The sequence below is a fragment of the Bradyrhizobium erythrophlei genome, assembly GCF_900129505.1.
In the GTDB taxonomy this organism is placed as follows: Bacteria; Pseudomonadota; Alphaproteobacteria; order Rhizobiales; family Xanthobacteraceae; genus Bradyrhizobium; species Bradyrhizobium erythrophlei_D.
Window position 1 is genome coordinate 1,545,138 of sequence record NZ_LT670818.1, and the last position, 14,445, is coordinate 1,559,582.

Sequence of the window (14,445 nt, forward strand, 5' to 3'; positions counted from 1 at the left end):
GTAGCGCGTTTTGGGCCTGAGTGGAATCAGCTTGGCGTGAAGATGTGCCGCAAAAACAGCGCATTATGGTTGCCGCACAGGGGCGCCAATGCTATCCCGCGCCCATGACATCCATCCCTATTTCCAACATCCGCAACTTCGCCATTGTTGCGCATATCGACCATGGCAAATCGACGCTGGCCGACCGCCTGATCCAGACCACCGGGGGCCTGCAGGCGCGCGAGATGAAGGAACAGGTGCTCGATTCCATGGATATCGAGCGCGAGCGCGGTATCACGATCAAGGCCCAGACGGTGCGGCTCACCTACCCGGCCAAGGACGGCAAGACCTATATCCTCAATCTGATCGACACTCCCGGCCATGTCGACTTCGCTTATGAAGTTTCCCGGTCGCTCGCGGCCTGCGAGGGCTCGCTGCTGGTGGTCGATGCCAGCCAGGGCGTGGAGGCGCAGACGCTCGCCAATGTCTACCATGCGCTCGATGCCGGCCACGAAATCGTCCCCGTCCTCAACAAGATCGACCTGCCGGCGGCGGAACCCGACCAGGTCAAGCAGCAGATCGAGGACGTGATCGGCATCGACGCTTCGGATGCGGTGATGATCTCGGCCAAGACCGGGCTCGGCATCGACGACGTGCTGGAAGCCATCGTGCACCGGCTGCCGGCGCCGAAAGGCGACCGTGATGCGTCGCTGAAGGCGCTCCTGGTCGACAGCTGGTACGACGTCTATCTCGGGGTCGTGGTGCTGGTGCGGATCGTCGACGGCGTGCTGAAAAAAGGCCAGCGCATCCGGATGATGGGCACCAACGCGGCTTACGAGATCGAACGCGTCGGTTTCTTCACCCCGAAGATGCAGCAGATCGACGAACTCGGCCCAGGCGAGATCGGCTTCATCACCGCCGCGATCAAGGAAGTGGCCGACACCCGCGTCGGCGACACCATCACCGACGACAAGAAGCCGGTGACCGAGATGCTGCCCGGTTTCAAGCCGGCGATCCCCGTGGTGTTCTGCGGCCTGTTCCCGGTCGATGCCGACGATTTTGAGACTTTGCGCGCCGCGATGGGGAAGTTGCGCCTTAACGACGCCAGCTTCTCCTTCGAGATGGAAACCTCGGCCGCGCTCGGCTTCGGTTTCCGCTGCGGCTTCCTCGGGCTGCTCCACCTGGAAATCATCCAGGAGCGGCTGAGCCGCGAATTCGACCTCAATTTGATCGCGACCGCGCCATCGGTGATCTACAAGATGCACCTGACCGACGGGCAAATGATTGAGATCCACAACCCGATCGATATGCCCGACGTGGTCAAGATCGCCGAAATCCAGGAACCCTGGATCGAGGCCACGATCCTCACCCCCGACGAATATCTCGGCAGCGTCTTGAAGCTCTGCCAGGACCGGCGCGGTTCGCAGAAGGAGCTCACTTACGTGGGCAACCGCGCGATGGTGAAATACGAACTGCCGCTCAACGAAGTGGTGTTCGATTTCTACGACCGCCTGAAGTCGGTCTCCAAGGGCTATGCCTCGTTCGACTATCACCTGACCGACTACAAGCCCGCCGACCTCGTCAAGATGCAGATCCTGGTCAACAACGAGCCGGTGGATGCGCTGTCGATGCTGGTGCACAAGACCCGCGCCGAAGGCCGCGGCCGCGCCATGGTCGAGAAGATGAAGGAACTGATCCCGCCGCACATGTTCCAGATCCCGATCCAGGCCGCGATCGGCGGCAAGGTGATCGCCCGCGAAACCGTGCGCGCGCTGCGCAAGGACGTCACCGCCAAGTGCTACGGCGGCGACATCACGCGCAAGCGAAAACTTCTGGAGAAGCAGAAGGAAGGCAAGAAAAAGATGCGGCAGTTCGGCAAGGTCGACATCCCGCAGGAAGCGTTCATTGCTGCGCTAAAGGTGGATAGCTGAAGCTTGTGCCTCGACGGCGTTACTAGGTTGAACGACCCCGTCGATCCTGGGAAATCTTGGTTTTGTAACCCCTGCGATAGCCGTTGAATTTCGTCGCGTAACATGTTACGTTTTATTCATGGCCACGACCCCGAAAAAGGCAAAACCCCGCAGTCCGCAGCAACGCATGGCAGCACGCCGCGAGCGGTTGCGCGCGCAGGGGCTGCGGCCGGTGCAGCATTGGGTGCCGGATTTGCGCAATCCCAAGGTTCGAGCTGATTTACGCCGACAAGCAAAATTGATGGCGCGGCATCCGGAAAACGACGCCATCGATGCCTGGATCGAGGCGGCGTATGATTGGAGCGACTGGAAGTGAAGCGCGGCGATGTCGTCCTGGTGGTGGTTCCAAGCGAACTAGGACGACCGAGACCCGGAGTGGTCGTGCAAGCCGACGAGTTCGAAGGGCTATCCACGGTCTTCATCTGTCCTATTTCGTCGGACCTTCAAGAGAAATTGCCGCTGAGGCCAATTGTCGAAGCCCAGCCATCCAACGGCCTCCGCCTTCGTTCGCAAATCATGACGGATAAGATGATCGCGCTGCGCCTTGACCGGGTTCGGCGCGTCATCGGCCATATTGACGGAGAAACATCCGAACAGCTCGATCGCGCGCTGCTCGTCGTGCTTGGACTGGCGCGGTGACGAAGATTTAGGTCGCGTCAGCGCTTCGGCGTCCCCCCATCTTGATCCGCGCCACCGGATGGATCACCATTGCTGCTTCGCCGGCCAAGAAACCCAAAAAGGGGCGAGGAAACGCATGAACAAGCTTCCCGGTTTCGGACTGATCGAGCGCGCCCGCGCGCTGGCGCCGCTGATCGCGCGGGAGGCCGACGAGATCGAGCGGACGCGCCGCCTCACTGTACCGGTGGTTTCCGGCCTGATCGAGAACGGCCTTTACCGGGCATTGTTGCCGCAGAGTCTCGGTGGCGCCGAGGCGCCGCCGGAGGTGTTCATGCAGATGCAGGAGGAAGTGGCGAAGGCCGACGCCTCGACCGCCTGGTGCCTCGGCCAGTGCAGCGTCTGCGCCATGACGGCGGCCTATCTCGACGCCGATATCGCCGGTGAAATTTTCAACACGGCGCCGGGAATCCTCGCCTGGGGCGCGATCGCCCATGAGGTGAAGGCGGTTCCGGGCGGCTACCAGGCCAACGCGCGCTGGGATTTTGCGTCCGGCTCCCGCCAGGCGAGCTGGCTCGGTGCCCATGTCCGGGTCGTCGAGGCCGACGGGACGCCGCGCAAGAAGGTGGACGGCTCGCCCGAGATCCGCACCATCCTGTTTCCGGTAGCAAGCGCCACCATGTATGACGTCTGGGACGTGATCGGCCTCAAGGGCACCGGCACCGATTCCTATTCGGTCGAAAACCTGTTCATTCCCGAGCGATATGCCCCGCTTCGCGACGATCCGGCCGCATTGCGCGAGAACGGACCGCTGTACAAGCTCACCACCAGCATGGTGTTCAGCATGGGCTTTGCGGCGACCTCGCTCGGCGTCGCCCGCGCCACGCTGGACGCGGCGATCGAGCTTTCACGCAGCAAGCGGCCGCAGGGACAGGCGGTGATGCGCGAAAACAATGCCGTTCAGGGCCAGATCGGCCGCATCGAGGGCAATTTGCGCGCCGCGCGCGCCTATCTCTACGCGACCGCCGCGGAGGCATGGCACGATTTGACGCGCACCGGGAACCTCAGCGACGAACATCGGGTCGCGCTTCGGCTGGCCGCGACCTGGACGATCCATCAGTCGGCCGCGGTGGTCGACGCCGCCTACCACATGGCCGGCGCCACCGCCGTGTTCGCCGCCAACAAGTTCGAGCGCCGGTTCCGCGACATGCACGCCATCGCGCAGCAGATCCAGGCCCGCGACACCCATTACGAGGACGTCGGCAAGGCGCTGCTGGCCGGTGGTCCCGCAATGGCGGCCAAGCCCGCCTGAAGGTCAGCAGGCTCGGTATTATTACGGCCGGGCATAATCCCGTCTTAAGTACTTTCTGGGAGTTTCCGAATCTCACCTCGCGGAGTTTCGGTATCCCCATGTTCAAGCTTCGATCGATCTCGGCCCGTCTGATCCTGGCCATTTCACTGACGGTGGCGGTGGCCTGCGGCATCCTCGGCACATTTTCGATTCTGCAGCAACGCTCGCTGATGCGGCTGGCCCTCGAACAGCAGCTGAAGCTGCAATATGACAGCGTGATCGCCGCGATCGACTATGAAGGCCGAGCCACGCTCGCGGTCAGCGCCGTGGTCGCAGCACTTCCGCCGGTCGGCGACGCCATCGCCAAGGGCGATCGCGACGGCCTGGGGACGCTGCTGGGCGCCCCGATGAAGGCGTTGACGGAGCAAGGGATCCCGCTGATCACATTCCAGGTCCCGCCGTCGATCTCGTTTTACCGCGTCCATTCGCCGAAGACCTTCGGCGACGATGTCGCGGGGCGCCGCAATACGGTGGTGGAAGCGATCAAGACCGGTAAATCGATCGTCGGCGTGGAACCGGGGCGGGAGGCGCTGGGGATATTCGGCATGACGCCGATCCTGCGTGATGGGAAGGTCCTGGCCAATGTCGATGTCGGCGCCGCCTTCGGCAAGGAATTCGTCGATCGCGCCAAGAAGCGCTTTGGCATCGACCTCGCCGTGCATTCGTTCGATGGCAAGGAGTTCAAGCGGCTGTCCTCGACCTTCGGCGATACCGTGGTTGCTACGCCGGACGAACTGAAGAGCGTGTTCAACGGAGCGGCGCTGCACCGCGACGCCAATTTCGGCGGTCATCCGGCAGCCCTCTATGTCGGGCAGATCAAGAACTATGCCGGCCAGCCGGTCGCGGTGCTCGAAGTCATCAGGGACACCACCGAATACGAGGCGGTGGCAGCGAGTTCGCAGCTCACTTTGATTCTCGTCACCCTTGCCATTCTGGCCACCGCGGCGCTGCTTGCGTTCCTGCTCGGCCGCGGCATGTCGCGGCCGCTGATCGCGATCACCGCGGTGATGAACCGCCTTTCGAGCGGCGACACCGACGTCACCATCCCCGGCGCCGACCGCAAGGACGAACTCGGTACCATGGCAACGGCGGTGGATGTGTTCCGCCGCAACATGATCGAAACCAACACGATGCGCGACGCCCAGGAGGCCACCAAACGGCAGGCCGAGACCGAGAAGAAAGCGTTGCAGCGCCAGATGGCCGACCGCTTCGAGGCCGACGTCAAGAGCGTCGTCGGCGCGGTCGCGAAAGCGACGAAGGACATGCAGCGGGTGGCCGGCGAGATCACCTCCAGCGTCAACGGTACCTCCGAGCGGGCGACCGCGGCGGCGGCCGCCTCCGAAGAGGCCTCGGCCAGCGTCTCGACGGTTGCCGCCGCCACCGAAGAGCTCGCCTCTTCCGTGGCCGAGATCGGCCGCCAGGTGACCCATTCCAGCGGGGTTGCCGATCAGGCCGTGGTCAAGGCCGGGCAAACCACCGAGATGGTCGCGGGCCTCACCGCCGCCGGCGAAAAAATCGGCGACGTGCTGCGGCTGATCGGCGCCATCGCCAGCCAGACCAATCTGCTGGCGCTCAACGCCACCATCGAGGCGGCACGGGCCGGCGAGGCCGGCCGCGGCTTTGCCGTGGTCGCCTCCGAGGTCAAGGAACTCGCCAGCCAAACCGCGAAGGCGACCGAGGAAATCGCCGGCCAGGTCACCGCGATCCAGTCCGCCACCGGCAATTGCGTCATCGCGATCGGCGGCATCAGCGACACCATCCGCGAGATCAGCGGCATCGCCACCACGATCGCGGCGGCCGTCGAGGAGCAGGATTCGGCGACCCGGGAGATTGCGCGCAGCGTGCAGCAGGCTGCGGCCGGCACCAGCGAGGTCTCGCACAACGTCGCCGGCGCCAGCCAGGCCGCCCAGCAGTCGCGCACCCTCGCCGACAATGTGATGGTCGCGTCCGGCCAGCTCAGCCAGCATGCCGACGCGCTGTTCGAAAGCGTGGACACTTTCCTGGCCGGCCTGCGCGACGCCGCTTAACGCACTCTTGCGTGAAAGCCCGTCCTGCTCGGGATACAGCTAGCATCTCCCTTAGCGTCTCGCACTCTGTTCGCGGAACCCGGGCGCGCCAGACCGCACGGAAACGATAGCCGCTCCGCGACGAACGCGTGCGGCGGGTGACTTGCGGGCGCAGTCCTGTCGCAAAGCCGGTATCCATTTCGGCGGAAGACGCGCTAGGCTGCCCGCACGACAGCCTCAGGGGAATGTGCGGACCGCGCGATGCCCAATCCGATCGGGAAAACCAGCGGCAAGCGCGCCGCAAGGCCGCGCGCGGACGTTTCCGATCCCGCCGTGGAAGCGGTTTTCAACGCCTATCCCGCGCCGCTGAAGGCAAAACTGAAGACGCTGCGCCGGCTGATCCTCGAGACCGCGAGGACCACGGAGGGCGTAGGCGCGCTGCAGGAAACCCTGAAATGGGGGCAGCCGAGTTATCTCACGCCCGAAACCAGGAGCGGCAGCACAATCCGGATTGACCAGGTGAAATCCGCCGCCGGTCAATATGCGGTGTATTTCCACTGCCAGACCGGTCTGGTCGACAGCTTCCGCGAGCTGTACCCGACGAAACTGCGTTTCGGCGGCAACCGATGCATCCTCCTGGACGTCAGGGATGAGCTGCCGCGAGCGGAACTCCGCCATTGCGTGGCGCTGGCGCTGACCTACCACCTCAACAAGCGCAAGGCCGCGCGGTAGACAGCCGGCAAATCGTCATGCGACCAGCGCCGCGTCGCTGTCCATTTCCGGAGTCCCGTCGGAATCCGCGCCGCACTGCGCCTGCAACAGCCTGATGATCTCGACGTTGGGCCGCGCGCGGCTGAACAGGAAGCCCTGGCCCTCGTGACAGCCCTCCGCGCGCAGGCAGCTCAGCTCGGCTTCGGTCTCGACGCCCTCGGCGGTGATGGTGACACCGAGGCCTTTGCCGAGGCTGATGATCGAACGCACGATCGCCTGCGCGTCCCGGTTGGAGCCGAGATCGCGCACAAACGACTGGTCGATCTTGATCTTGTCGAACGGGAAGCTTCGCAAGTAACTCAGGCTGGAATAGCCGGTTCCGAAATCGTCCATCGAAATGCGCACGCCGAGCGCGCGCAGCGCGTGCAGGGTGGCGAGCACCTGACTGCTTTTTTCCAACAGCAGGGTCTCGGTGATTTCCAGCTCGAGACGCTTGGCCGGCAGCCCGGATTGCTTGAGCGCATCCATCACGATCGACAGCAGATTGCCGGTCCGGAACTGCAGCGGCGACAGGTTGACCGCGACACGGACGTCGTCGGGCCACAGCGCCGCATCCATGCAGGAGCGGCGCAGCATCAACCCGCCGAGCCCGTTGATCAGCCCGGTCTCCTCGGCCACCGGAATGAATTCGGCCGGCGAGATCATGCCGCGCTCGGGATCCGGCCAGCGCACCAGCGCCTCGAAGCCGGTGATGCGTCCGCTCGAAAGACAGATCAGCGGCTGATAATACGGCCGCAGCACGTCGTTCTGGATCGCGTCGCGCAGGTCGAGCTCGGTCTTGCGCCGGCTCTGCGCGCGCGCGTCCATTCCGGCCTCGAAGAAACTGAACGTGCCGCGCGAATCGTTCTTGGCGCGCGACAGCGCCATGTCGGCGCTCTTCAGAAGTTTTTCGGATTCGTCGCCGTCGCCCGGCGCCATCGCGATGCCGATGCTGGCGCCGATGACGACGGAATGGCCGTCGAGCAGATAGGGATCGGCGATCGCCTCCAGCAGCCGCTTGGCGAGGATCACGGCATCCTCGGGGCGTGCCAGCCCGCTCTGGACGATCGCGAATTCGTCGGAGTTGAGACGGGCCAGCGTATCTTCCTCGCGCAGCGTCGAGCGCAGGCGCTTGGCGACCCCGCGCAACAGCTTGTCGCCGATGCCGTGGCCCAGCGTGTCGTTGACCGCCTTGAAATTGTCCAGTCCGATCACCAGCACCGCGACCTTCTCGGCGCTGCGCCGCGTGTGCAGCAGGATCTCGTCCATGTGCTGGCGCAGCAGGTTGCGGTTCGGCAGTCCGGTCAAGCCATCGTGCTGGGCCATGAAGGCAAGCCGCGCCTCAGCGCGCTTGCGCTCGGTGATGTCCATCAGCGCCAGCAGCACCGCGGGCTGGTCGTTATAGACCAGATGGCGCGAATAGATCGCCAGATCGATCAGGGTGCCGTCGGCCCGCACGTGCTTCCAGGTGCGCGCCGTCAGTTCGTCGCTGGAAAGGTCGCCGGCCCAGGGCGGTTCGGATTCGAAAGCCTGAATGTTGCGGATGGTCAGCTTCTCGAACTCGGCGCGGCTGTAGCCGTAATGCTCGACCGCGGCGTCGTTGACGCCGAGGATGTGCTCGTCGTCCATCGCGCAAACGATCATGGGAACGGGATTGCTGTCGAACAACAGCCGGAACGAGGCTTCGCGCTGCTTCAACTCGGTGATGTCGACGCGCAGACCGATGACACCGCCATCCCCGGTCAGCCGCTCCTCGATCAGGATGACGCGGCCATCGCCGAGGATCTGCTCGTGCCGGTCGCCGGGGTGATAAAGCTTCTCGAGCCGTTCGGCGATCCATTCCTCTTCGCGACCGATCGCTTCGGGATAGTCGCCGCGCTCGACGCCGACGCGGATTGTGTCCTCGAGCCGCGCGCCCGGCTCGAACAGGTCCGAGCTGCGGTTGTAGATTTCGGCGTATTTCTTGTTCCAGAGGATGTAGCGTCCCTCGGCGTCGAGGAACACGATGCCCTGCGGCAGGATGTCGAACGCCTCGCGCAAGCGTTCGTGGGATTTCCGCGCTTCGGCGATCGCGGCTTCTGCTTCCGCGCGCTTGCGCACGATCTCGCCGATCTCGGCCGACACACGCCGGCTGCCGCTCAGAAGCTTCGGACTCGGTTTGGCGAGCCGACCGGCAATGCGGGTGATCGCCGCATGCTTCCGCTTCTTGACTACCTTCGGCCGGATTTTCGGCATTGATTGCGCCCCACTCGCTTTCCGCGGGTCTGTTTTCCGATAAGTGTCTGAAAAAATGGTATCTCTTGCTCGCGCCGCGAGTCGATCGCACGGCTCCGCCAGGGCCCGTCGAGGTCAGGTTGCCTGTTTAAGTGGCGAAGATCCCGGGGGGACGGCGCGCACGGTGGCCACCGCACCCCGATACCAATGAGATCAAGGCAACGATTTGCGCAAAATCCACCTTCGGTATGCAGGAATTCTCGATCGCGCGGAGATTGCGTCATGCGTTCGCGTAATCCGGCAGCGAACGCCCGAAATATTGCCAATGATGGACAGGGTTATCGAACCGTTAAAGACGGCGGCCCTGTTGGCCTAATTCGATATCGGTCCGCGTCTGGCGCGATCCGTTGCGCTCGACCAGCGCGAACAGCGCGGTGACATCCGAGAGCGTGGCCGCACGCGGCCATGCGAGGCCCGTCCGCCGGGCGGCGACAACCCCGAGGTGCCGTGGTTGGCCGCTTGTATCCTCTCGGGTGCCCACGGCAGAACAACGCGGGATCAAGCAATCGCGATTGGCGCGCCGTCTTCGCGACTGCCGAATCCGTGCTACGCTTGCAGCCTAAAGAGTGATCCGATGAAGTCCCGCCTGATCTTCAGCCCGCTCCCGATCCTTGCCGCTATTGTCACTGCCACCTTCGCGCTGGCGCAGGACAAGGGCAGCGTCAGCCCGAAGTCGCTGCCGCCGCTGGCCAATCCCAACGATCCCAAACTGGGCGCCAAGGAATTGTTCGGCCGCAAGGTGCTGCCGGCGGCGATGCCGACGCGCGTGATCGGCTTCTATGCCAAGGGCTGTATCGCGGGCGCAGAGCCGCTGCCGATCACGGGCGACACCTGGCAGGTGATGCGGCTGTCGCGCAACCGCAACTGGGCGCATCCCGACATGGTCGAGCTGTTGGAACGACTGTCGATCAAAGCGCACAAGGATGCCGGCTGGCCGGGGATCCTGGTCGGCGACATGTCGCAGCCGCGCGGCGGTCCGATGATTACCGGGCACGCCAGCCATCAGGTCGGACTGGACGCCGATGTCTGGCTGACGCCGATGCCGGACCACGTGTTGTCGCGCGAGGAGCGCGAGGAAACGTCCGCGGTCATGATGGTGCGTCCTGACCGGCTCGACGTCGACCCGCACGTCTTCACACCGGGCCATCTCGCGGTCATCCGCGACGCCGCGCTGGAGCCGACCGTGCAACGCATTTTCGTCAACGCCGCAATCAAGAAGGCGCTGTGCCGCGAAGCCAGGGGCGACCGCAGCTGGCTCTCCAAAATCCGGCCGATGTACGGCCACGACTATCACTTCCATATCCGCATCAAATGCCCGCCCGGCAGCACCGAATGCGAGAGCCAGCCGGAACCCGCGGAAAGCGAGGGCTGCGGCGCCGGCGACCTGGCTTACTGGTTCAAGGATTCGGTCATCCATCCCAAGCCGCCGAAGCAGCCGCCGAAGCCGAGGCCGCCGATGACACTGGCACAAATGCCCGCCGCCTGCCGCCAGGTTTTGGCAGCGCCGGACGCGAAGCAATAGGAAGCAATAGAAAGCCGGATTTTCATTCGGCCCGGGAATGCGCTAGGATGGAAACCTCTCGCGCCGTAAGCGCGGGCGACATTTTTGGGGACGGCGGTCCAGATCTGCATTTCACCATCTGTCAGCCGGTGCGTGGCGTTGCCACGCGCGGCTTAACGCTGTAAGGACCGCTATGCGCATCAGTGCACGCAACCAGATCAAAGGCACCGTCGTCGAGGTGAAGAAGGGCGCCACCACGTCCCATGTCCGCGTCGATATCGGAGGCGGCCAGATCTTGACCTCCTCGATCACCAATGAGGCGGTCGATGAACTGGGCATCAAGGCCAAGAGCGCGGTCACCGTGATCGTGAAGGCCTCCGACATGATTATTGGGGTGGACTGACCATGCGCACGCCTCTTCTGATCGCCTTGATGCTGCTCGGAACCGCGCCCGCGTGGGCGGCGGAAGAGCCGAGCGGCTGCGACAAGTTCAAGTGGAACATCGACCGGGAGAGGGCGGCGCTGATCGCGCCGGATCGGGTCAACCTGGCGTCGGGCGGCGACCTCGCTGCCGTGCCGTCAACGGGGATGACGATCGCTCTGCGCACACCCAGCGAGGCAAAACTGCCCTCGCCGCCCGAACGGGCGCCGAAGGACGGCACCTTCGCCGGCTTCGCCAATATCAAGGCTGCGCCGAAAGCAGGCCTCTATACGGTCAGCCTGTCGGCCGGCGGCTGGGTCGACGTGATCCAGGACGGTCATTTTCTCAAGCCAAAGGCCTTCAGCGGCGCCACCGACTGCGACGGTATCCGCAAGACCATGAAATACGAGATTTCGGCCGCTCCCTTCGTGCTGCAGGTCAGCGGCACGAAAGAGAATTCGGTATCGATCGCGATCCTGCCTTCCGATTAGGGGCCTTTAACCCGAAAGCTCGGACTGCTATTGTTTTTGCGCTGCGATATCCCGGTCGGCCGTAAGTCGCCGGGAGCAGCGGAACGGCGCTTCCGCCTGTCGCAGTCGAACTTCAACCAACGCCTGATTTGCGCGCGCGAACGAGTGCGTCTGCGAACACGTACGGAGCGCCACCATGTATCGCCTTGCCGGAATTTTTGCCGCCTTTGTCATCGTGAGCGGATCGGCCCTGTCGCCCGCCCAGGCCCAGGACAAGAGCCTTACGGTGTTCGCCGCGGCTTCGATGAAGAACGCGCTCGACGACGTCGACACCGCCTTCACCGCGAAGACGGGCGTCAAGATCGCCGCCAGCTATGCCGCGAGTTCGACGCTCGCAAAACAGATCGAGCAGGGCGCGCCGGCGGATATCTTTCTGTCCGCCGACACCGACTGGATGGACTATGCGACCGGCAAGAAAGACATCAACGAGCCGACACGGGTCAATCTGCTCGGCAACAGCATCGTGCTGATCGCGCCGAAGGATTCCAAGGTCGACAATGTGGCGATCGGGCCAGGCTTCGACCTGGCCAAACTTGCCGGCGACGGCAAGATCGCCACCGGCGACGTCAAGGCCGTTCCGGTCGGCAAATACGCCAAGGCGGCACTGGAGAAACTCGGTGCGTGGCAGGCAGCCGAGCCGAAATTCGCGATGGCCGACAGCGTGCGCGCTGCGCTGACGCTGGTGGCGCGCGGCGAGGCTGCGCTCGGCATCGTCTATTCGACCGACGCCAAGGTCGAACCGGGCGTCAAGATCGTCGGTACTTTCCCGGCGGATTCCCATCCCGCCATCATCTACCCCGTCGCGGCGACAACGGCCGCGAAGGCTGAAGCCGCCGGGTATCTCGCCTATCTGCGCTCGTCCGCGGCCAAGGCGGTGTTCGAGAAATACGGGTTCAGTTTCCTGATCCGTCCCACTTCCTGACCTTGGTGTTCGAAATCTCACCAACGGAATGGACGGCGATCCAGCTTTCGCTGCGGGTCGCCACGGTGGCGACACTGGTGGCGACGCCGCTCGGGATCGCCGTGGCGTGGCTGTTGGCGCGGCGCGATTTCTGGGGCAAGGCGGTGCTCGATGCGCTGATCTATTTGCCGCTGGTGCTGCCTCCGGTCGTCACCGGCTATCTTCTGCTGCTGACGTTCGGGCGCCGCGGCCTGGTCGGCGCCTGGCTCGCCGACCATCTCGGCATCGTGCTGGCATTTCGCTGGACCGGCGCCGCGCTGGCCTGCGGCGTGATGTCGTTTCCGCTGCTGGTGCGGCCGATCCGGCTGTCGATCGAGGCGGTCGACCGGCGGCTGGAACAGGCGGCGGAAACGCTGGGGGCTGCGCCGTGGTGGGTGTTCCTGACCATCACCCTGCCGCTGGCGCTGCCGGGCGTGCTGGCCGGCATGGTGCTCGGCTTTGCCAAGGCGATCGGCGAATTCGGCGCGACCATTACCTTCGTGTCGAACATTCCCGGCGAGACCCAGACCATTTCCTCGGCCATCTATTCGCTGATCCAGACCCCGGATGGCGATAGCGCGGCGCTGCGGCTGGTGGTGGTTTCGGTTCTGATTGCGCTGGCAGCGCTGGTCGCCTCCGAAATGCTCGCGCGGCGCGCCACAAAGCGCCTGCACGGGAATTGATCATGCTGCGCGTCGACGTCGTCAAACAGCTCGGCGAATTCTCGATCGAAGCGAGTTTCAGCAGCGAGGGGCGCGTCACGGGCCTGTTCGGGGCCTCCGGCGCTGGCAAGACCTCGCTGATCAACATGATCGCGGGCCTGCTGCGGCCCGATCGCGGCATCATCGCGCTTGACGGTGAGACACTGGACGAAAGCGCGGCCCACATCCACATCCCGGCCCATCGCCGGCGCATCGGTTACGTGTTCCAGGACGCCCGGCTGTTTCCGCATCTCGATGTGCGGCAAAATCTCGACTACGGCCGGCGCATGAACCGGCTTGCCGATGATCCCGCGCAGCGCAAGCGCGTCGTCGAGCTGCTCGATATCGGCGGGCTGCTGGATCGACGGCCCGGCCGATTGTCCGGCGGCGAGCGCCAGCGGGTCGCGTTTGGACGGGCGCTGTTGTCAAAGCCGCGATTGCTGCTGCTGGATGAGCCGCTGGGATCGCTGGACGAGGGCCGCAAGGTCGAGATCCTGCCTTATCTGATACGGCTGCGCGACGAGGCCCGGATTCCCATGGTGTATGTCAGTCACGACGTCGCCGAACTGCGCCAGCTGGCGACGCAGATCGTGATGCTCCGGCGGGGCCGCATCACCGCCTTCGGCGGCGTCAAGGTGCTGCCGGGGGCGCCAGCTTGAGCGTGTGAGGCGGAATACAAGCACCCTCGCGAGATTCGCAACGTTCCCTTCAAAAGAGCGCGAGCGAGCGGGTTAGTTCTGGTTCCAGAACCGCCGCGCTCTTGCCTTTGCGGCAGGCGCAAATTACAGAAAGTCTCAGGGGAAAGGCAGTCACCCCTCGAGACCACGGTCCAAGCACTGCGCAACACTCGACGCGTCGAGGATTTGCGCATGAACCGGACCAGGCACTCCATTTCCATACCCGACCATTGCGGTTGCTCACGATCGGTTGCGGCTGAGCCGCTACACTCGATCGATGACGTCCACGCCAGGCCTGCGCGCTCACTGACGCGCGCGCGTAGGCTATGCGTCGCCGCGTTGATGTTCGCGTTCGTACCTCCCGCTCACGCGGCCGATCGCTTCACCAAGCTGTCCGGCGCGCAAATCGCGGCAACGCTCGGCGGCAGGCAATTCACCGAAGAGGTGCGGCGCGACATCTATCAGAAGGATGGCACCCTTCGACGCTACGAGATGGGCCGCGCTCGTCTCGGTACCTGGCGCATCCGAGGCAGCGAGATATGCATCGATTTCGGCAATGATGGCGACACCAACTGTTTTGAAATCTGGCTTCAAGGCAACAATGTTGTCATGCAGCGGGACGCCGAAGACAACTACCCGGAAAAAGGAATCCTCGAAAAGCCCACTGACGCCACACCGGCTGTCGCGGGTGCGCAGCCATGAAGGCGCGGGCTCAAAGGCAGGGGGAGCC

General features: G+C 64.2%; 14 protein-coding genes. 13 read left to right on the forward strand and 1 reads right to left on the reverse strand.

The window, feature by feature from the left end; translation table 11 throughout:
- Positions 1–104: 104 nt before the first annotated feature.
- The 6 genes from lepA (at position 105) to B5525_RS07250 (ending at position 6,653) form a co-directional block, all read left to right on the forward strand.
- On the forward strand, positions 105–1,910 hold the full coding sequence (gene lepA / locus B5525_RS07225) for a translation elongation factor 4 (RefSeq protein ID WP_079565386.1): 1,806 nt from the start codon (positions 105–107) through the stop codon (positions 1,908–1,910).
- 166 nt (positions 1,911–2,076) lie between these two features.
- The gene (locus B5525_RS07230) at positions 2,077–2,265 is read left to right on the forward strand and encodes an antitoxin MazE family protein (protein WP_244567844.1); all 189 of its coding nucleotides are present in this window, start codon (positions 2,077–2,079) and stop codon (positions 2,263–2,265) included.
- A gap of 59 nt (positions 2,266–2,324) precedes the next feature.
- A complete protein-coding gene (locus B5525_RS07235) occupies positions 2,325–2,588 on the forward strand; it encodes a type II toxin-antitoxin system PemK/MazF family toxin (protein ID WP_244568007.1) in 264 nt (87 codons plus the stop codon).
- Between the two features lie 115 nt (positions 2,589–2,703).
- Positions 2,704–3,876, forward strand: coding sequence for an acyl-CoA dehydrogenase family protein (locus B5525_RS07240; RefSeq protein ID WP_079565389.1), 1,173 nt, complete (start codon positions 2,704–2,706; stop codon positions 3,874–3,876).
- A gap of 98 nt (positions 3,877–3,974) precedes the next feature.
- On the forward strand, positions 3,975–5,942 hold the full coding sequence (locus tag B5525_RS07245) for a methyl-accepting chemotaxis protein (protein WP_079565390.1): 1,968 nt from the start codon (positions 3,975–3,977) through the stop codon (positions 5,940–5,942).
- Positions 5,943–6,182: 240 nt separating this feature from the next.
- The gene (locus tag B5525_RS07250; protein ID WP_079565391.1) at positions 6,183–6,653 is read left to right on the forward strand and encodes a DUF1801 domain-containing protein; all 471 of its coding nucleotides are present in this window, start codon (positions 6,183–6,185) and stop codon (positions 6,651–6,653) included.
- 15 nt (positions 6,654–6,668) lie between these two features.
- Here the strand turns inward: B5525_RS07250 and B5525_RS07255 are convergent, their stop codons facing one another.
- Entirely contained in the window at positions 6,669–8,906 is a 2,238-nt protein-coding gene (locus B5525_RS07255; RefSeq protein ID WP_079565392.1) for a sensor domain-containing protein, read from the reverse strand.
- A gap of 613 nt (positions 8,907–9,519) precedes the next feature.
- Between B5525_RS07255 and mepA the strand changes: the two genes are divergently transcribed.
- The 7 genes from mepA (at position 9,520) to B5525_RS07295 (ending at position 14,417) form a co-directional block, all read left to right on the forward strand.
- Positions 9,520–10,467 carry a penicillin-insensitive murein endopeptidase gene (mepA, locus tag B5525_RS07265; protein WP_079565394.1) on the forward strand — a complete coding sequence of 316 codons (948 nt, stop codon included), beginning with the start codon at positions 9,520–9,522 and terminating at the stop codon, positions 10,465–10,467.
- A 172-nt stretch (positions 10,468–10,639) separates the two neighbouring features.
- Positions 10,640–10,849, forward strand: a complete 210-nt coding sequence (locus B5525_RS07270; RefSeq protein WP_079565395.1) for a TOBE domain-containing protein — start codon at positions 10,640–10,642, stop codon at positions 10,847–10,849.
- Positions 10,850–10,851: 2 nt separating this feature from the next.
- Complete coding sequence (locus B5525_RS07275; RefSeq protein ID WP_079565396.1) at positions 10,852–11,358, forward strand: hypothetical protein; 507 nt, start codon at positions 10,852–10,854, stop codon at positions 11,356–11,358.
- Between the two features lie 175 nt (positions 11,359–11,533).
- Positions 11,534–12,319 (forward strand): molybdate ABC transporter substrate-binding protein, encoded by a 786-nt coding sequence (gene modA, locus B5525_RS07280; RefSeq protein WP_079565397.1) that lies wholly within the window; start codon positions 11,534–11,536, stop codon positions 12,317–12,319.
- 5 nt (positions 12,320–12,324) lie between these two features.
- Positions 12,325–13,020, forward strand: coding sequence for a molybdate ABC transporter permease subunit (gene modB / locus B5525_RS07285; protein ID WP_079573046.1), 696 nt, complete (start codon positions 12,325–12,327; stop codon positions 13,018–13,020).
- A gap of 2 nt (positions 13,021–13,022) precedes the next feature.
- Positions 13,023–13,697: a molybdenum ABC transporter ATP-binding protein gene (gene modC, locus B5525_RS07290; protein WP_079565398.1), complete on the forward strand. Its 675-nt coding sequence runs from the start codon at positions 13,023–13,025 to the stop codon at positions 13,695–13,697.
- A gap of 360 nt (positions 13,698–14,057) precedes the next feature.
- Positions 14,058–14,417 (forward strand): hypothetical protein, encoded by a 360-nt coding sequence (locus tag B5525_RS07295; RefSeq protein ID WP_079565399.1) that lies wholly within the window; start codon positions 14,058–14,060, stop codon positions 14,415–14,417.
- Positions 14,418–14,445 lie beyond the last annotated feature (28 nt).